General features: G+C 71.9%; 18 protein-coding genes. 7 read left to right on the forward strand and 11 right to left on the reverse strand.

Annotated elements, in window-relative coordinates; all coding sequences use genetic code 11:
* Positions 1–1,236: a lactonase family protein gene (locus tag AC1DDU_RS07540; protein WP_477432629.1), complete on the forward strand. Its 1,236-nt coding sequence runs from the start codon at positions 1–3 to the stop codon at positions 1,234–1,236.
* A gap of 6 nt (positions 1,237–1,242) precedes the next feature.
* Here AC1DDU_RS07540 and AC1DDU_RS07545 read toward each other — a convergent pair whose 3' ends face one another.
* The 3 genes from AC1DDU_RS07545 to AC1DDU_RS07555 all read right to left on the reverse strand — a co-directional run bounded on the left by AC1DDU_RS07545 (position 1,243) and on the right by AC1DDU_RS07555 (position 5,326).
* A complete protein-coding gene (locus AC1DDU_RS07545) occupies positions 1,243–2,358 on the reverse strand; it encodes a flavin-containing monooxygenase (protein ID WP_477432631.1) in 1,116 nt (371 codons plus the stop codon).
* A gap of 96 nt (positions 2,359–2,454) precedes the next feature.
* The gene (locus tag AC1DDU_RS07550) at positions 2,455–4,062 is read right to left on the reverse strand and encodes a LuxR C-terminal-related transcriptional regulator (RefSeq protein ID WP_477432633.1); all 1,608 of its coding nucleotides are present in this window, start codon (positions 4,060–4,062) and stop codon (positions 2,455–2,457) included.
* 49 nt (positions 4,063–4,111) lie between these two features.
* Entirely contained in the window at positions 4,112–5,326 is a 1,215-nt protein-coding gene (locus AC1DDU_RS07555; protein WP_477432635.1) for an AI-2E family transporter, read from the reverse strand.
* Positions 5,327–5,456: 130 nt separating this feature from the next.
* Between AC1DDU_RS07555 and AC1DDU_RS07560 the strand changes: the two genes are divergently transcribed.
* Entirely contained in the window at positions 5,457–5,750 is a 294-nt protein-coding gene (locus AC1DDU_RS07560; RefSeq protein ID WP_477432636.1) for a chorismate mutase, read from the forward strand.
* 72 nt (positions 5,751–5,822) lie between these two features.
* Here AC1DDU_RS07560 and AC1DDU_RS07565 read toward each other — a convergent pair whose 3' ends face one another.
* The 3 genes from AC1DDU_RS07565 to AC1DDU_RS07575 are packed head-to-tail and all read right to left on the reverse strand — an operon-like array spanning position 5,823 to position 7,821.
* Positions 5,823–6,518, reverse strand: coding sequence for a hypothetical protein (locus tag AC1DDU_RS07565; protein WP_477432637.1), 696 nt, complete (start codon positions 6,516–6,518; stop codon positions 5,823–5,825).
* On the reverse strand, positions 6,515–7,432 hold the full coding sequence (locus AC1DDU_RS07570; RefSeq protein ID WP_477432638.1) for an ABC transporter ATP-binding protein: 918 nt from the start codon (positions 7,430–7,432) through the stop codon (positions 6,515–6,517). The genes AC1DDU_RS07565 and AC1DDU_RS07570 overlap by 4 nt, the downstream gene beginning before the upstream one ends.
* A complete protein-coding gene (locus AC1DDU_RS07575; RefSeq protein WP_477432639.1) occupies positions 7,429–7,821 on the reverse strand; it encodes a GntR family transcriptional regulator in 393 nt (130 codons plus the stop codon). The genes AC1DDU_RS07570 and AC1DDU_RS07575 overlap by 4 nt, the downstream gene beginning before the upstream one ends.
* Positions 7,822–8,195: 374 nt before the next feature.
* On the opposite strand from AC1DDU_RS07575, the gene AC1DDU_RS07580 reads away from it, so the two are divergent.
* The 5 genes from AC1DDU_RS07580 to AC1DDU_RS07600 all read left to right on the forward strand — a co-directional run bounded on the left by AC1DDU_RS07580 (position 8,196) and on the right by AC1DDU_RS07600 (position 13,461).
* Positions 8,196–9,557, forward strand: coding sequence for a quaternary amine ABC transporter ATP-binding protein (locus AC1DDU_RS07580; RefSeq protein WP_477432640.1), 1,362 nt, complete (start codon positions 8,196–8,198; stop codon positions 9,555–9,557).
* Positions 9,554–10,501 (forward strand): ABC transporter permease, encoded by a 948-nt coding sequence (locus AC1DDU_RS07585; protein WP_477432641.1) that lies wholly within the window; start codon positions 9,554–9,556, stop codon positions 10,499–10,501. Before AC1DDU_RS07580 ends, AC1DDU_RS07585 begins: the two co-directional genes overlap by 4 nt.
* Before the next feature lie 22 nt (positions 10,502–10,523).
* A complete protein-coding gene (locus AC1DDU_RS07590) occupies positions 10,524–11,420 on the forward strand; it encodes a glycine betaine ABC transporter substrate-binding protein (protein WP_477432642.1) in 897 nt (298 codons plus the stop codon).
* A gap of 110 nt (positions 11,421–11,530) precedes the next feature.
* Positions 11,531–12,394 carry a patatin-like phospholipase family protein gene (locus AC1DDU_RS07595; protein ID WP_477432644.1) on the forward strand — a complete coding sequence of 288 codons (864 nt, stop codon included), beginning with the start codon at positions 11,531–11,533 and terminating at the stop codon, positions 12,392–12,394.
* The gene (locus AC1DDU_RS07600) at positions 12,391–13,461 is read left to right on the forward strand and encodes a 1-acyl-sn-glycerol-3-phosphate acyltransferase (protein WP_477432646.1); all 1,071 of its coding nucleotides are present in this window, start codon (positions 12,391–12,393) and stop codon (positions 13,459–13,461) included. Before AC1DDU_RS07595 ends, AC1DDU_RS07600 begins: the two co-directional genes overlap by 4 nt.
* A gap of 19 nt (positions 13,462–13,480) precedes the next feature.
* Here AC1DDU_RS07600 and AC1DDU_RS07605 read toward each other — a convergent pair whose 3' ends face one another.
* The 5 genes from AC1DDU_RS07605 to purL form a co-directional block, all read right to left on the reverse strand.
* The gene (locus AC1DDU_RS07605; RefSeq protein ID WP_477432648.1) at positions 13,481–14,431 is read right to left on the reverse strand and encodes a hypothetical protein; all 951 of its coding nucleotides are present in this window, start codon (positions 14,429–14,431) and stop codon (positions 13,481–13,483) included.
* 39 nt (positions 14,432–14,470) lie between these two features.
* Positions 14,471–15,274 (reverse strand): hypothetical protein, encoded by an 804-nt coding sequence (locus tag AC1DDU_RS07610; RefSeq protein WP_477432650.1) that lies wholly within the window; start codon positions 15,272–15,274, stop codon positions 14,471–14,473.
* Between the two features lie 70 nt (positions 15,275–15,344).
* Complete coding sequence (locus AC1DDU_RS07615) at positions 15,345–15,518, reverse strand: hypothetical protein (RefSeq protein WP_477432652.1); 174 nt, start codon at positions 15,516–15,518, stop codon at positions 15,345–15,347.
* A gap of 112 nt (positions 15,519–15,630) precedes the next feature.
* Positions 15,631–15,768 carry a hypothetical protein gene (locus AC1DDU_RS07620; protein ID WP_477432654.1) on the reverse strand — a complete coding sequence of 46 codons (138 nt, stop codon included), beginning with the start codon at positions 15,766–15,768 and terminating at the stop codon, positions 15,631–15,633.
* Between the two features lie 147 nt (positions 15,769–15,915).
* A complete protein-coding gene (purL, locus tag AC1DDU_RS07625) occupies positions 15,916–18,249 on the reverse strand; it encodes a phosphoribosylformylglycinamidine synthase subunit PurL (RefSeq protein ID WP_477432656.1) in 2,334 nt (777 codons plus the stop codon).
* Between the last annotated feature and the right edge of the window lie 86 nt (positions 18,250–18,335).

Here is an 18,335-nt window from a genome sequence, read left to right on the forward strand (position 1 = left end):
GTGCGGTTCTGGCTGGGCGGGTACACCGCCGACATGGGCGGCAACGCCACCGGATTCGGGATGCTGCTGGCCGGCGCCGTCGACGACGCATCGGCCGGGGGCTCGCTGGCCTTCGCGGGTGACGTCGCGACCGCCGACTCGCCGTCGTGGCTCGCCCCGCACCCGACCTTGGACGTCGTGTACGCGGCGCTCGAGCAGCGCCGGCAGGTGCAGGCGTTCCGCCGCACCGGCGAGGCGACGTTCGCACCGCTGGGCGCCCCGGTGGCTGCCGGCGAGGCGGTCTGCCACGTCGCGGTGTCGCCCGACGGCCGCTTCCTCGTCGCCAGCTGCTGGGGCGACGGGCGCGTCGTGCGGATGGACCTGGATGCCGCGGGCCGGCCCTCGTCGCCGGCCATCGCGCCTGCGGCGACCGACCCGTACGACCCCGACGCCGTCTCCCCCGTCGCGGGCGACATCGACCTCGTGGCCGCCACGCGGGCGCTGCGGGAGGCCGCGGGAGCGGAGTTCGCGCACCTCGTTCCCGACCACGACCGCGACGACGCCGAGCCGGCGCCGGCGGCCGAGGGCGAGGCTGGGCCCACGCGCCCGGAGGCTCCGGGCGACGCGCTAGCGGCGCCTGGAGGGGGCGTGGGGACCGCTCGTCCCTCGCGCGCGCACGAGGCGGCGTTCCTGCCCGGCGGGCTCATCGCGACCACCGACCTCGGCTTCGACGTGGTGCGGTTCTGGCGCGACGGCGGCAGCGGGCTGCGGCCGGTGCAGCAGGTGGCGCTGCCGAAGGGCAGCGGCCCCCGGCACATGGTGTGGCACCCGAGCGGACACCTGTACGTGGTGACCGAGTTCTCGTGCGAGCTGTTCGTGCTCGCACCGTCGGCCGACGGCACCTGGCGACTCGTCGGTGGCGCCCCGCTCGGCGCGGGCACGCTTCCCGGCGACAACGCCGCCGAGCTCGCCGCCTCGCGCGACGGCGGGTTCCTCTACGCGGGCGTGCGCGGCAGCAACACGATCGCGACGCTGCGCGTGCGCGGCGCGGGCGAGACGGTCGAGCCGGTCGCCCTGGTCGATGCCGGGGTGGACTGGCCGCGGCACCATGTCGTGGTGCGCGACATCCTCGTCGTCGCCGGGCAGCTCTCGGACGAGGTCGCCTCGCTGACGCTCGACCTGCGCACCGGCGCTCCCGGCCGGGTCCGGCACCGCACCGCGGCTCCGTCGCCGACCTGTCTGCTCCCGGTGCGCTGAGCCCCGTCACGCGACGGCGACGGATGCCTCCCCGCGCGGCGCGCGCGAGGGCGCGAGCAGGCGGGACACGACGTGGGCGGCATCCCGTTCCATCCCCATGAGGGTGGGCGAGGCGACGGAGTACTGGAACGGCAGCCCGACGAACGCGAGACCTGCGACGTGCGTCGCGAGGCCGCGCTCGTGGGCGACGGCACCGTGCTCGCCGAACGCGGCGGGGATGTCGATCCAGCGCAGCTCCGGCAGCGAACCGGTGCACCACACCACGGTCGCGGCGGGCACGCGCTCGCCGTCGTCGAGCACCGGACGGCCCGTGTCGTCGACCCCGGCGATCCGCCCGACCAGCCGCACGCCGGCCTTCGCGAGGTCGGCGCGATGGTTGCGCACGAGGTTCACGCCGTGCCCGCGGTGCTCGGCGGCGAACCGCCGGCCGCGGGCCGTGTCGAGCGTGAGCCGGCGCAGCCGGCGGATGAAGATGCTGCTGACCAGGTTGCCGATCGGGGTGTCGATGCGACCGGGGACCTGACCGGGGTGGCGGCCTGCCATCGTGACCGCATGACCGGATGCCGCGGCCTCCAGCGCGATGTCGGTGCCTGAGTTCGCGGCCCCGACGATCAGCACGGGCCCCGGGGCGAAGTCGTCCGGGCCGCGGTAGTCGAGGGAGTGCAGCGCACGGATCCCGGGGTCGAGGTGCCCTGCGAACGGCGGGCGGATGGGCCGGTGGTGCGCGCCCGCGGCGACCACGACGTGGTCCGCGAGGATCTCGTCGCCCGTCGACAGCGCGAGCCGGAAGCGACCGTCGCCGGCGACGGACAGCCGCTCGACGCGGGTCGAGAGACGCACCGGCGCGCCGATGGCGGTCGCGCAGCTCTCGAGGTAGTCGGCGTATCCGGCGCCGGTCGGGTACTCGAAGAACCCGATGTCCATGCGCAGGCCGGGCAGCTCCGCCCACCGCCGCGGCGTGAACAGGCGCAGCGAGCGGTACCGTTCCCGCCAGGTGTCTCCCACCCGGTCGTGCGCGTCGAGGAGCTCGACGTCGACGCCGCGGGCGGTGAGCAGGCGCGCGGCGCGCAGCCCCGCTGCCCCCGCTCCGACGATGACGGTGTCGCGTGTCGTGATGTCCATGATGACCTCCTGGGCCCTCACGGTAGGCGCGTGGGCAGGGGCCGGCATCGGCAGAAATGACCAATTGCGGATGCCGCGGCATCCCGCTCGCGAAGCTCAAAGGACGACGGCGAGCCCGTGCTCGAACGCGTACGCGGTCGCCGCTGAGCGGCTGGGCACCCCGAGCTTGGCCAGGATGCTGCCCACGTGCCGGGCCACGGTGCGTTCGCTGAGGAACAGGTGCTCCGCGATGCGGCGGTTCGACCAGCCGCGCGCGACGAGGGCGAGCACCTCCCGTTCGCGTCGGCTGAGCCCTGGATCGGATGCCGCCGCCGCGGCCGCCGCGACGCGTTCGAGGCGGGCGAGATCCGGGATGGCGCCCAGGCCTTCGAGGGTGCCGCGCGCCGCGTCGAACTCGAGCTCGGCGCCCTCGGCGTCGCCGATGTCGCGGATGGCGGCGCCGATCGAGATACGTGTGAGTGCGGCGTCGTAGGGTGCGTCCAATCGCCGCCACGCCGCCCACGACGCGCGCAGCAGCGTCAGCGCGTCGGCCGGGCGCCCTTCCGCCAGCGCGACCTCGCCGTCGACGCGGGTCGAGAGCGCCCTGAGGTACAGCGTGTCGAAGGCCGCCGCGCACTCCGCGAGCTCCTCGGCGGCTGCGGCGGCCTCGGCCAGGTGCCCGCGGTCCAGCGCGACGCGCGCCGCCGCCGCGAGCACCTCGGCCCGCGGCGCGGGTTCGGCCGTCGCCGCGCGTGCGGCCTCGAGCCCGGCCCACGCCCCGGCGAGGTCGCCGGTGTCGCGGTGCAGCAGCGCCAGTCCGGGCTGCAGGTCGCGCCCCAGGGCCGCGGCCCGGCGAAGCGCGTCGCGCGCCGGATCCGGTCGGCCCGCGACGCGGTGAAGGTCCGCGGCCCGGTACCAGGCGTTCGCGAGCGTCTCGGTGCGCTTCTCGGTCGCGCACACCTCTTCGGCCGCGGCCGTCGCCGCCTGCCACTCGCCGCCCAGCTGCAGCACGCTCGCGCGGTGCAGCGTGCACTCGCCGCGGAACGGCTCCAGTCCGCGCTGCGCATCGCACCAGTCGCCGAGCTCGCGGGTCCACACCCGGGCCCGCTCCACGTCGCCTCGGCCGAGCAGGCTCGCGATCACGGCGCAGTACGCGGGGCCCGCCGCGCGGTCGCTGACGCGCCCGTCCGCGATGAGCAGCATCACGCGGTCCAGCACCCCGAACGCCTCGTCGGCGCGCCCGGTCGCCAGGAGCGCCCGGCCGAGCCCCATCGACGCCAGCGTCAGTGTGTCGGCGTCGGCGGCGGCATCCGCCCTCTCGATCGCATCGCGGAAGAGCGGGACGGATGCCTCCGCCTCTCCGCGCGCGAACGCCCCCACCGCGACGCACAGCGCCCGCACCGCGTCGGTGCCCGCCGTGGCGCCGCTGCGACCGCACAGATCCATGAGCCGGCCCATCCACGCCCCCGCGCGGACGTCGTCGCCGCGCTCGCTGAGCGTGAAGCCGAGCCAGAATACGCACCGCACGGCGGAGGGGAGGTCGCCGTCGTCGAGGTGGCGCAGGTGCGCGCGCTCCCACGCGCGCACCGACACCTCGTCCTGCCCGACGAACCACGCCGCCTGGCCGAACTCCTCCAGCTCGTCGCCCGCCAGCGACGCCTCGTGCGCGGCGAGCTGCTGGAACCGGCCCGTCCAGTCCACGACGCCGGCGTCCCGGATCGCCATGCGCACAGTATGGGCGTGTGCGCCGGCGCCGACAACCCCGGCGCCGGGATCAGAGCTTGGCGTCCTGCTTCGGGATGAAGACCTGCTTGATGATGAGCAGGATCGAGGCCGTCACGGGGATCGCGACGAGCGCGCCGAGCAGCCCGAGCAGCGTGCCGCCGACCATGGCGCCGATCACGACGAGGGCGCCCGGCACCGAGATCGCCTTGTTCATCACCTTGGGCGTGAGGACGTATGCCTCCAGCTGCATGTAGATGAGGTAGATGACCGCGAAGATGAGGGCGGGCAGCCAGCCGGTGAACAGGGCGAGCGTGGTCGCCGTGAGCCAGTAGAGCACCGAGCCGATGAGCGGGATCAGCGTGATGAGGAAGGCCAGCATGCCCATCAGGGCTGGGAACGGCAGTCCCAGGAACAGGTGCAGGAGGAACGCGACGACCGAGTTGCAGAACGCCAGGACGACCATGCCCATGAGGTAGGCACCGATCGAATCGGTGATCTGGTCGGTCATCTCCGCGGCCTTCGGCCGGTTGCGGGCGGGGACGAACCGGTTGAACGCGACCTTCATCGCCGGCAGGCCGGCGAGGAAGTACAGGCTCAGCACGAGCACGATGATCAGGCCCGAGATCGTGGTGCCGACGTTCACCGCGAAGCTCACGACGCCGCCGCCGATCGCTGCGATGTTCGCCGGGTTGGTGAGGAACTTCTCGACCTGGTCGGTGATCTGCCCCACCTGCGAACCGAACGTCGAGCTCAGCCAGCCGTAGAAATCGGACTTCTGGAAGTCGTCCACGGTCTGCGGCAGGTTGGTGAAGAACACGCCGATCTGCTTCACGAGCGTCGGGACCACCAGCAGGAGCACCCCGGTGAGGACGAGCGCGAACGCCGTGTACACCACCACGATCGCCCACGGGCGCGAGACATGGTGACGCCCCAGCCAGCGCACCACGGGGTCCAGTCCCAGTGCGGCGAACAAGGCGAAGACGACGTAGATGATGATCGTCGACAGATTCCAGAAGGCCAGACCCAGCGCGACCGCCACGAGTGCGCCGAGCGTCAGGACGAGGCCGAGCCGGAAGGGGCTGTTGAGGTTCGCCCAGAACGTCTTTCCCGCCGGAGCCTCCCCGGTGAACACGGGGGCCGCGGCCGCGAGCTCGGCGGCATCCTGCGGGACGAGCTGCCCGTCCGTACCCCCACCAGGGGCCGCGGACAGGGGCTCAGCGGCCTCGGCGGCGGTCGCGCCGAGTGAAGACGAGGCATCGGTCATGGACACACTCTATTGGCGGGCCCACGCCGGGACGAGGGCACCGGCGCAAGATCGTCTGATCGTGCGACGCACCGCGCCCGCGGGCACGCGCTCCCGCTCGGGTAGTGTCGATGGGCGAGGAGGAACCCCCATGACCGAAGATCCCACGGCGACGCTTGCCCGGTTGCGCAGCAGCATCGACAACATCGACGCCGCCCTGGTGTATCTGCTCGCCGAGCGGTTCAAGGCCACGAAGCAGGTCGGGCACCTCAAGGCCGACCACGGCATGCCCGCCTCCGACCCCGCCCGCGAGGAGCAGCAGGTCGCGCGCCTGCGCAGTCTCGCCGAGCAGGCGGACCTCGACCCCGCCTTCGCCGAGAAGTGGTTCAACTTCGTCGTCGCCGAGGTGATCCGCCACCACACCGAGGCCGCCGACAGCCGCTGAGCCTCGTCGCCGCGCCGGGCAGAAGGATGCCCCGGCCGGCGCACGCGCGCGGGCCGGGGCATCCGTTCCCGATCAGGGGACCGTGCGTCGCAGCGTGAGGAACGAGATCCCCGCGAGGGCGGCGATCACCAGCAGCCCCCACAGCGACAGGCCGAGCGCGCCCTGCTCGGCGAACCAGCCGAAGACCGATCCCCAGGCGTTCAGACGGCCGACGATGAACATGCCGATCACGAACAGCACGCCGAGTCCCACGAGCACGATGGTCAGCCCGAGCGATCCGAACCGCTTGTAGATCGTCGCCGCCCAGAAGCCGACGACGAAGAACATCATCGCGGTGCTGAAGTAGAACAGGCCCGCGGCGGCCGGTCCGGACTCCCACACCCAGTCCAGGCGGAAGAACCAGCCGTTCACGCCCCAGCCGTTCGTCGCGATCTCGATGAACCCGCCCGCGATGAAGATCGCGGCCAGGATCAGCGAGGTCAGCGCCGCCGTCAGCAGGGTGCCGAGGTAGAACTCGCGACGCGTGACGCTCATCGCCTGCGAGAACGGGAAGGTGAGCGTCAGCGCCTGGATGCCGACGATGCCGAAGTACCACAGCGGCGCCTGCGCCCCGCCCCCGTAGAACGGGCCGGGCAGGCCAGAGCTGTACAGCGTCAGGTACACCGCCAGCGCGAGCAGGAACGAGCCGGCCAGGATGATCAGCGGGATCCAGACGTACGTCATCCGGTTGACCAGCTGGAGGCGGACGACGTTCACGGTGCGGCTCATCGGAGGGCTCCTTCGTCGATGGTGGCGGACTGCTCGGCGGCGTGCTGCGTCGTGCGCACGATGAGCTGCTGCAGCGAGACCGGCGCGACGTCCAGGCCGGCTGCCGCCAGCCGCTCGCGGTCGGCGAGCGAGAGGGCTCCGAGGACGGTGACGGATGCCACGTTCCCCAGGCTCTCGCGGTGGATCACCTGGCGGCCGGCGACGAACGCGTCGACGGCGGAGGTGTCGCCGACGATGTTCGCGGCGCGGTCGCGGACGGCATCCGTCGCCTCGTCCATCACGATGCGGCCGCGGTCGATCACCAGCACGCGTTCGATGAGGTTCGAGACCTCGTCGATGAGGTGGCTCGAGAGGATCACCGTGCGCGGATGCTCGGTGTAGTCCTCGAGGAGCCGGTCGTAGAAGATCTGCCGCGCCACCGCGTCGAGGCCGAGGTAGGGCTCGTCGAAGAACGTGATCTCGGCGCGCGAGGCGAGCCCGATGATGACGCCCACCGCCGACAGCTGGCCGCGGGAGAGCTTCTTGATGCGCCGCTTCATCGGCAGCTGGAAGTCCTCGACGAGACGGTCGGCGAGATCCTGGTCCCAGTTCGGGAAGAACAGCCTCGCCGAGGCGAACGCGTGCCGCGGCATCGCGTCGTCGGGGTATTTCTGGCTCTCGCGGACGAAGCACATGCGCGAGAGCACCTTGGCGTTCTCGTACGGGTGCATGCCGAACACGCGCACGTCGCCGCTGGTGGCGAAGTTCTGCGCCGTGAGGATCGACATGACGGTGGTCTTGCCCGCGCCGTTGCGGCCGAGGAGGCCGTAGATGGTGTCCTTCTCGATCGTGAAGCTCACGTCGTCGACCGCGACGATGTCGCGATAGCGCTTGGTGAGGTTGTTCACCTCGATGACGTGCGTCCCGGTCGTCATCCTGCGTTCCCTTCTGTGGTGGCCGCGGCGCGCGCGTCGGCGCGGTCGCGGATGAGCAGTGCCAGATCGTCGGGCCCGAGCCCGAGCTTGCGTGCCTCGATGAGCAGCGGCTCGACGAAGCGGTCGGCGAACGCCGACCGGCGCTCGGCGAGGAGCAGGTCGCGCGCGCCGGGCGCCACGAACATGCCGATGCCGCGCCGCTTGTACAGCACGCCCTTGTCGGTGAGCATCGCGACTCCCTTCGCGGCGGTGGCGGGATTGATGCGATAGAACGCGGCGAGCTCGTTCGTGGAGGGCGCCTGCGCCTCCTCGGCGAGGCTCCCCTCGATGATCGCGTCCTCCACGCTCTCGGCGATCTGGAGGAACAGCGCCCGACCTTCTTCGATCACATCCCGCTCCGCTGGTTCGGTTACTTACTTGACTAACTAACCATGCAACGGTGATCGGGAGGATGTCAACCCCTGGCGCCGGCATCCGTCATCGGTCCCCCTCGGCGCGAGCCGTGGTATAACGCGTGCGCGAGGTAGCGAAAGGGCCGGTCGGTTGCCAATTTGCCAGGGGCGGAAGTCGTGTGGAACGGTGGAACAGGCCCGTCATCGGGCCGTCCCGACCAGTCCGCGGTCGCCGGTGACGTCCCTCCCGGGATGTCAGACCGGCGGGCGTATGGTCGGCGGCCGGAGCGCGGATCCGACATCCGCTGCCGTACGGCCGCCACCCGGGCGCAACCGCTGCAGCTCCTGCACGGACGCTGCCGAGGTGCACAGTGACGCTTCCTCCTGCCATCGAGGCGAAGGGCCTCTTCAAAGTCTTCGGGCGCAATCCCCGCGATGCGGTGCGGCGCCTCCGTGAGGGCGCGACGCGCGCCGACGTGGCCGACGCCGGTTCCGCCGCCGTCATCGACGCGAGCTTCACGGTGCAGCCCGGCGAGATCTTCGTGATCATGGGGCTGTCGGGTTCGGGCAAGTCCACCGTGCTGCGCATGCTGAACGGGCTCCTGCCACCCACAGCCGGAGACGTGCTCGTGCAGGGGCAGAGCGTGACCGACGCCTCCGCGAAGGCCCTGCGCGGCATCCGTCAGCGCTCGATCTCGATGGTGTTCCAGCACTTCGCGCTGCTGCCGCACCTCACGGTGCTCGACAACGCCGCCTATGCGCTCGAGATCCAGGGCGTCGGGCGCGACGAGCGCCGGGCGCGGGCGCGTGAGATCCTCGCCAAGGTCGGGCTCGCCGACCGGGCCGAAGCGATGCCCGACGAGCTCTCGGGCGGGATGCGCCAGCGCGTCGGCCTCGCCCGCGCCTTGACGGCCGGCACCGACATCCTGCTCATGGACGAGGCGTTCTCGGCGCTGGATCCCCTCATCCGCCGTGAGATGCAGGAGCAGCTCATCGAGCTGCAGCGCGAGCTCGGCCGCACCATCGTCTTCATCACGCACGACCTCAACGAGGCGATGTTCCTCGGCGACCGCATCGCCGTGATGCGGGACGGGCGCATCGTGCAGAACGGCACGCCGGAGGAGATCCTCACCGATCCGGCCAACGACTACGTCGCCCAGTTCGTGCAGGACGTGGACCGCGCGCGCGTGCTCACCGCCGGCTCGGTCATGGCACCGCCGGTGGCCATGACGCCGGTGAGCGCCGGAGTGCGCGGTGCCCTGCGCGTCATGCGCGACCAGCAGGTCGGATCGGTGTCGGTGGTCGAGAACCGGCGGTTCCTCGGCACGGTGACCGATCGGGCCGTCATCCGCGCCGTCAAGGACGGCCGTGCGGACCTGCGCTCGCTCGTGCAGACGAACCACGCCGCCGTGCACGTCGACGACCCGCTCAGCGACGTCGTCGAGCGCGCCGTGGAGCGCCCCGTGCCCGTCGCCGTCGTCGATGACGCCGGGCGGCTGGTCGGCACCATCCCGCGCGTGACGCTGCTCGCGGCGCTGGGCAACGTGCCGGCGGTGACCCGCGAGAACCCGGTCATCGACGTCCCCGCGACGGTGCCGGCCAGCGTGATCACGCAGACCCTCGCCGTCGTCGAGCAGCCCGGCGGCGGCGCGATGCAGACCGGCCGTTCGGCGCCGCCCACGGAGGTCGGGGCCGTCGACGCGGTCGCCGCGGAACAGGGGGTCGCGCGATGAACGATGGGATCCGCCTTCCGCTCGGAGACGTCGTCGAGGCCGGCGTCCGCTGGGTGATCGACGTGCTCGGCGGTTTCTTCGACATCGTCGCGGTCATCTTCCGCGGCCTGTACGACTGGCTCGACGCCTCGCTGTCCACACCCCCGTTCTGGGTGGTGATCCTCGTCGTCGCGGCCTTCGCCTACTGGTCGAAGGGGCTCGCGCTCGCCGTCGGCAGCGCCCTGGGCCTTCTGGTGATCGTCGCGGTGGGGCAGTGGTCCAACGCGATGGACTCGCTCGCGCTGGTGATCCTCGCCGCCGTCGTGGCGATCGCGATCGCCGTGCCGCTGGGCATCTGGGCCGCCCGCAGCGATCGCGTCTCGGCGATCCTGCGTCCCGTGCTCGACTTCCTCCAGACGATGCCGGCCTTCGTCTACCTGATCCCGGCGATGCTCATCTTCGGCGTCGGCCCCGTCCCTGGCATGGTCGCGACGATCGCCTTCGCGCTGGCTCCCGGCGTGCGACTCACGGAGCTCGGCATCCGCGGGGTGGATGCCGAGATCGTCGAGGCCGGCCAGGCGTTCGGCGCCTCGCCGGGTCGCATCCTGCGCCAGATCCAGCTGCCGCTGGCGATGCCCAGCATCATGGCGGGGGTCAACCAGGTGATCATGCTCAGCCTGTCGATGGTGGTCATCGCCGGCATGGTCGGCGCCGGCGGGCTGGGCGGCCAGGTCGTGCAGAGTCTCAGCCGCATCGACATCGGCCTCGGCGTCGAAGCGGGCCTGTCGGTCGTCATCCTCGCGATGATCCTCGACCGCGTGACGTCCGGCTTCTCGCAGCCGCGCACGCGCTCCGCGCAGAAGGCGGCGACCGTCTCGGACAGCAAGGAAGCGGATGCCGCGCCCGCGACGCCCGCCCCCGCACCGCACGCCGCCGCGGCGCACCCCGACCACGTCCCCGCGTGAGAGACCCGGAGAGGATTCCGACATGACCAAGCGACGCATCATCGCCGCAGGCCTCGCCTTGGCGGGGACCGCCGCCCTCCTCGTGAACGGCGCGCTCGTGCAGACAGGTGTCGGCGGTTCCGACAAAGGCCACCTGACGATCGCCGTCTTCAACGGCTGGGACGAGGGCATCGCGGCATCCGAGCTGTGGAAGGCCGTGCTCGAGGACAAGGGCTACACGGTCGACCTCGCCTATGCCGATCCGGCCGCCGCCTACACCGGCATCGCGAAGGGCGACTACGACCTGACGCTCGACACCTGGCTGCCGCTCACGCACGCCGACTTCATGAAGACGTACGGCGACGACCTCGTCGACCTCGGTTCGTGGAACGACGAGGCGAAGCTCACCATCGCCGTGAACGAGGACGCCCCCATCGACTCGCTCACCGAGCTCGCCGCGAACGCCGACGTGTTCGGCGACCGACTGGTCGGCATCGAGGCGGGGTCGGGCCTGGTCACCGTCACGCAGAACGACGTCATCCCCGGTTACGGCCTGGAGGGCATGGAGTTCGTGACGTCGTCGACGCCCGCCATGCTCACCGAGCTGCAGGCGGCGACGGATGCCGGTCGCGATGTCGCGGTCACGCTCTGGCGCCCGCACTGGGCGTACAACGCGTTCCCCCTCAAGGACCTCGAAGACCCGGACGGACTCCTCGGCGACGCCGAGGGGATCCACACCGTGACCTCGACCTCGTTCGCCGAGGAGTTCCCCGAGATCGCCGGGTGGCTCGAGGCGTTCCGCATGGACAACGAGCTGCTCTACTCGCTCGAGGACGCCATGTTCGGCGAGTACGACGGCGACGACTACGGACCCGTCGTCGCGAAGTGGGTCGCCGACAACCAGAACTGGGCCGACAGTCTCACCACGTCCCGTCGCTGAGCGGATTCGGAGATCGGCACGGAATTCGGATGCCGCAGGCCCGCGGCATCCGAATTCTCGTCCGACCTCCGAATCTCGGATCCGTTGACCCGCCGCACTAGGGTGTGGGCATGACGGTGGCCTACGTGCTCGGTGGGGGCGGCGTGCGCGGAGCCGTGGAGATCGGCATGCTGCGCGCGCTCCTCGAGCGCGGCATCCGTCCCGACCTGGTCGTCGGCACCTCGATCGGCGCCATCAACGGCGCCCTCGTCGCGAGCGACCCGACCCTCGCGGTGATCGACCGGCTCCTCGACGCGTGGACCTCTCCCGAGGCGAACGCCGTCTACGGTGACTCGCTGTTCGCCCAGTTCGGGCGGCTGGTGAAGACCAAGACGCACCTGAATTCGCCGGCGCCGCTGCGCCACCTGCTCGAGCGCGCGCTGGGCGCCGACACCCGCTTCGAAGACCTCCCGGTGCCCCTGCGGGTGGTCGCCGCGAGCATCGAGCGCGCCGCAGAGCACGTCTTCGATTCCGGCCCCCTCATCGAGGCGGTGCTCGCCTCGGCGTCGGTGCCGGGACTGCTGCCGCCCACCCGCATCGGCGACGAGCACTTCATCGACGGCGGCATCGTCAACTCGATCCCGATCGCCCAGGCGCTCGGCGCCGGCGCCCGCACCGTCTATGTGCTGCAGGTCGGCCGCATCGAGACGCCGCTGGAGCCGCCGCGCACGGCCGTCGAGACGGCGCGCGTCGCGTTCGAGATCGCACGGCGCCATCGGTACGCCCACGACATCGCGAACCTCCCCGAAGGCGTCGACCTGCACGTGCTTCCCAGCGGCGGCGCGCTCGACGGCGACGACTCGCTGATGTCGTACCGTCGCATGAGCACCGTCCGGCGGCGGATCGACGCCGCCTACGAGGCGAGCCGCGCCTACCTCGCCGACGCGCTGGACGCCGCGGAGGCCGCCGACGCCCCGAGCCCCGAGGAGCCATGAGTCACCTGCCGCCGACCTGGGTGCGCCGCATCCTTCTCGCCCCGCTCGTGATCGTCGCGGCGATCGGGATGCTGGCGCTCACGCCGCTGTGGCTGCTCGTGGCCCTCGCGCTCACCTCGCTCGTGCCCGGGCGGTTCCGCCTGCCGCGCGTGCTGTGGCTGGTGACCGTCTACCTGCTGTGGGACGCGATGCTCGTGATCGCGATGTTCGCACTGTGGATCGCGTCGGGGTTCGGGTACGCCATCCGGCGCCCGGCCTTCGTGACCGCCCACTACCGCCTCGGCGCGTGGGGGCTGCGGCTGCTGTTCTGGATCTTCGGCGGGGTGCTGCGCCTGACGATCACCACGACCGGGTCCGACGACCCTGAACCGCGGGCGGGCCGCGCCGCGTTCGACGAGCTGTTCGCCGCCGGTGCGCCGCTCATCGTCGCGAGCCGCCACGGCGGGCCGGGCGACTCGTTCATCCTCATCCACACGCTGCTCAACGAGGTCGCCCGCCGGCCGCGGATCGTGCTCAAGTACACGCTGCAGTGGGATCCGGCGATCGACATCCTGCTGCACCGCGTGCCGTCGCAGTTCATCGTGCCTTCGGGCTTCGGGCAGGGGCGCAAGGGCGGCGGTGTGCGTGTCGAGGAGGCGCTCGCGGTGCTCGCCACGGGCCTCGGACCCGAGGACGCGTTCGTCATCTTCCCCGAGGGCGGCAACGTCAGCCCGTCGCGCCGGAAGTCGCGCATCCAACGTCTGCGCGACGCCGGCCGCGAGGCCATGGCCGAGCGGGCCGAGGCGCTGCGGCACGTGATGGCCCCGCAGCCGGGCGGCATGCACGCGGCGCTGGATGCCGCCCCCGACGCCGACGTCGTGTTCATCGCGCACACGGGCCTGGACCGCCTCGTGACGTTGCGCGACATCTGGCGGGAGCTGCCGATGGACAAGGGCATCACGATGCGCGCCTGGCGGGTGCCCCGCAGCGAGATCCCCGACGACCTCGATGCGCGGGCCGCGTGGCTCTTCGACTGGTTCGGCCGCATCGACGCGTGGATCGACGCGCACCCCGAGCTCGGGGCCTGAGGGGCCAGGCGCCTGCGGGTCAGCGGTGCGGCTTGGGGTGCGTGACCCGGCCGGGAGCGTCGCCGGTCCCGCGGGAGGGCACCGGCCACGGCGGCGGCGTCGTGCTCGGGCGGTCCGCGGGCAGGGGCTCGGCGACCGGGACGGGTGAGGGGTCAGGGCTCGCCGCGGGCGCCGCCGGCGCGGCATCCGCCGCCGGCTGCGTGACCGTCGGAGCGGTGGTCGTCGCCCCGAGCTCGAGCATGACCTTCTTCTCGAGCACCTCGATCGCCTCGTCCGAGATCGAGATGAGGCCATCGAGCTCTTCGCGCACGCGCCGGTAGGCCAGTTGACGCTCGGCGGGGGTCGCCGCCTCGTCGATCGCCACGGTCAGCAGCTTCTTGGCGGTGTCGAGGCGCTTGCGCTCGGCCTCGGTGAAGCTCGAATCGCGGATGCGGCGGGCATCGCGCTCGGCTACGTCGAACGCCGTCTCGAAGTCGGCGACGGCGTTGCGGTACTCGGCGAGCTGTTCGCGCGAGACGCGCGCCTTCGCCGATGCCGGGCGCAGCCCGTCGGCGAAGCGCTTGGCGCGCAGGAACGCGGCCGTCAGCGGCTGGCGGCCGTCGCTCATCGCCGGGAACGCGATGATCTTGGCGACGTCGAGCTCGTACTCGAGCCAGCGCGCGGTGACGGCGTCATGCGTCGCGAACAGCCGTTCGAGCTGCGTCACCTGGGTCTCGCGCTGCGGCGCGTCCGCGGCCACGGGCACGGCCGTCGCCGCCGTGATCGGGGGAAGGGATGCCGCGGCGACGACTTTGCCGCGGGCGGCGGCCTGCGCGGCCTTCAGCTCCGCCTTGGCGTGCAGGGTCTCCAGGCGCCGGCGATGGCGGCGCCGCGCACCCCGCTCCCACGCGTTGCCGACCATGCCGACGACGCCCATGAGCGGGAAGACGAGCCACCAGAAGTTGCCCGCGAACTCCCAGAACTGCTGCACTCTGTCATGCTAACGGCCGCACGGCCGCGGTGGTCGGGCTCAGGGCACCCTGCCAGCGGGTGGCTCGTTCGCCCGCGAGGGCGACGGCATCCGTGCGATCAGCGCCGGCAGGCGGTCGGCGAGCTCGGAGATGAGCTCGGCGGCGGCGGTGAGGCCTGCCGCCGCGGTGGCGCCGGCGGTGGAGGGGCGGGCATGGCCCGGAACGCCCGCGCGGCGTTCCGCCTCGTCGAGCGCGGCCTCGAGGTCGTGCACCGCGACCCGGTACTCGAGGTACTGCTGCGGGGTCACCCGGTCGCGCAGCGTCGGCCGCTTCGCGAGCGCCTCGCGCTGCGCACGCAGGAACGCGACGGTGGGCGGATGCCGCGTATCGGTCATCTTCGGATACGCCAGCGCCTTGTCGATGTCGGTCTCGTACGCGAGCCACCGGCCGTTGAGCGCATCGTGCGCGGCACAGAGCCGGTCGATCGGGAGCGGGTCGCCGGCGGTCGCGGCGCGGTACTGCGCGTAGCCGGCCTTCACGCGGGAGCGGCTCGCGCGCAGCTCCAGCGACGCCGTCTTCTCGGACTGCCGAGCGGACTGCAGCTCGCGGCGCGCGTCGGCGGCGGCCGGCGTCGCGACGCGCGACTTCGCCGTGAGCAGGTCGGCCTGGGCGGTGCGCACGCGCGCCTTGGCCGCGACCAGCGCCCGGTAGGACTGCGACTCCTCGTGGCGCGCGGCGTCGAGTTCGAGCCGCCGTGCCCGGCGACTGCGTGTGGTCAGGCCGGCGTAGGTCGCCGCACCGGCGCCCGCGGCTGCCGGGGCGATCCACCACCAGCTCGACACGATCAGGAGGATCGGCTCCACGTTGCCATGGTAGTCGCGATATAGCGCAATCCGGCAGGGAGTTCGCCGAGGATGCCCGATGAGGTGCGGGCTACCCGCCGAGCTGCATCGTCCCGCCGTGCCGCCGCGGGTCGGTCGCCTCGTACGTCGGGGTGCCCGGGCCCGGTGCGGGCTCACCGGGACGCGCCCCGCGCGAGTCGTAGGACTCGACCGGCGGCGAGAAGACGTTCTTGATGCGGGTCCACAGCGACGGCTTGCGGGTCATCGTTCCTCCTGGCGCCGACCCTACCGCGCGGGGATGCGCCGGTCGAGCGTCCGCCCGGCGGAGGGAAGACGAAGACCGCGCGCGTCGACCGCGGATACGAGCTCGAGCGTTCTCAGCCGAAGAGGAGTGCGAAGACGGTGGCCCCACCGCCGACGAGGATGAGCGCGACGATCGTCACCCACGCGATGATCTTGACGCGCCGCTGCCGGGCGTCGTTGTAATCGCTGTACTCGTCGTCGTCCGGCGCCATGCCCCCAGTCTAGTGGGCGGGTTCGGGGCGGAATCTGCCCATCGGGGTGCAGAACTCCCGCCCCGAGGGAGACATCCCGCCCCGAACACCGCATCCCGACCGGGCGGGCCGCAGCTGGGCCCGCGCCGGGGTGGGGTGAGGCCGGGGTCAGGCGGTGTGCTCGCTGACGATCGGGCCGAACGCGTCGGGCAGCGTCGAGGTCGAGAGGTCGCGCAGCTCGGCCAGCGGCACCGTGAACAGGCCCTGCACCTCGAGTGCCGGCTCGTCGCCGTCGGCGGCCGAGTCGGTCACGCCGATGCGCAGCACCGGGTAGCCCCGACCCTCGCACAGTCCGCGGAACTTCACGTCGTCCTCGCGGGGCACCGTCACGATGACGCGTCCGGTCGACTCCGAGAACAGCGCGGTGGCGGCATCCACCCCGTCGCGCTCCTGGATCTCGTTCAGCCATACCCGCGCGCCGACGCCGAAGCGCATGACGGCCTCGGCGAGGGTCTGCGCGAGACCGCCCGAGGAGAGGTCGTGCGCCGACGAGACGAGCGACTGCTGGCCGGCGGCGTGGAGCAGCTCGGCGAGCTTCTTCTCCTGGCCGAGGTCGACCGCGGGCGGGCGTCCGCCGAGGTGCCCGTGGATCGTGCCCGCCCACTGCGAGCCCGAGAGCTCCGTCGCGGTCACGCCGAGGAGGTAGATGTTCTCGCCCGCGTCCTGCCAGCCGGACGGGATGCGGCGGGCGACGTCGTCGATGATCCCGAGGACGCCCACGACCGGGGTCGGGAAGATCGGCTGGTCGCCGGTCTGGTTGTAGAACGACACGTTGCCGCCGGTGACGGGCACTCCGAGCTCGAGGCATCCGTCCGACAGGCCGTCCACGGCCTGCGAGAACTGCCACATGACCTCGGGGTTCTCGGGGGAGCCGAAGTTGAGGCAGTCGGTGACGGCCGTGGGGACCGCGCCCGAGACGGCGACGTTGCGGTACGCCTCGGCGAGGGCGAGCTTCGCGCCCTGGTACGGGTCGAGCTGGCAGTAGCGGCCGTTGCAGTCGGTCGCGATGGCGAAGCCGAGGCCGGAGTGCTCGTCGACGCGGACCATGCCGGCGTCGTCGGGGAACGACAGCGCCGTGTTGCCCATGACGTAGTAGTCGTACTGGTTGGTCACCCACGACGTGTCGGCGAGGTTCGGGCTCGCGACGAGCTTCGTGAACTGGGCGCGCAGCGTCTCGGCATCGGTCGCGCGGGGAAGGGCGGATGCCGAGTCCTCGCGCAGCGCGTCGATCCACGTCGGGTAGGCCACAGGGCGCTCGTAGACGGGGCCGTCGACCGCGACGGTCGAGGGGTCGACGTTCACGATCTCCTCGCCGTGCCAGAAGATCTGCAGGCGACCGTCGCCGGTCACCTCGCCGAGGACGGAGGTCTCGACGTCCCACTTGCCCACGACCTCGAGGAAGGCGTCGAGCTTCTCGGGAGCCACGATCGCCATCATGCGCTCCTGGCTCTCGCTCATGAGGATCTCCTCCGGCGTGAGCGTGGGGTCGCGCAGCAGCACGTTCTCGAGGTCGACGCGCATGCCCGAGCCGCCGTTGGCGGCGAGCTCGCTCGTGGCGCACGAGATGCCGGCGGCGCCGAGGTCCTGGATGGCCTCGACGAGCTCGTCGCGGTAGAGCTCGAGGCAGCACTCGATGAGCACCTTCTCGGCGAACGGGTCGCCCACCTGCACCGCGGGGCGCTTGGTCGGGCCGCCGTCGGCGAACGTGTCGGAGGCGAGGATGGATGCCCCGCCGATGCCGTCGCCGCCGGTGCGGGCGCCGAACAGCACGACCTTGTTGCCGGCGCCGGTGGCGTTGGCGAGCTTGAGGTCCTCGTGGCGGAGGACGCCCACCGCGAGGGCGTTCACGAGCGGGTTGCCCTGGTAGACCGCGTCGAACACGGTCTCGCCGCCGATGTTCGGCAGGCCCAGACAGTTGCCGTAGAAGCTGATGCCCGAGACGACGCCGTGGACCACGCGCGCGGTGTCGGGGTTGTCGATGGCGCCGAAGCGCAGCTGGTCCATGACCGCCACGGGGCGCGCGCCCATCGAGATGATGTCGCGCACGATGCCGCCGACGCCGGTCGCGGCGCCCTGGAACGGCTCGATGTAGCTCGGGTGGTTGTGCGACTCGACCTTGAAGGTGACCGCCCAGCCCTCGCCGATGTCGACGACGCCGGCGTTCTGGCCCATGCCGACCATGAGCCGTTCCTTCATCTCTTCCGAGACCTTCTCCCCGAACTTGCGGAGGTAGATCTTCGAGGACTTGTAGGAACAGTGCTCCGACCACATGACGGAGTACATCGCCAGCTCGCCCGAGGTGGGGCGGCGGCCGAGGATCTCGCGGATCCTGTCGTACTCGTCGGGCTTGAGACCGAGCGCCGCGTACGGCTGCTCCTTCTCCGGGGTGGCCTCGGCGTTCGAGACGGTATCGGCGACAGCAGTCGAAGAGGGGGTGGTCACGCGGCTCAGCTCCAGAAATTCGGGGGATGCCGGACCCCTCAAGTCTATTCGGCGCGAGAGGGGGTTGACGGATGCCTCCTCCCGTC

The organism is Microbacterium sp. 05T445 (genome assembly GCF_056395865.1).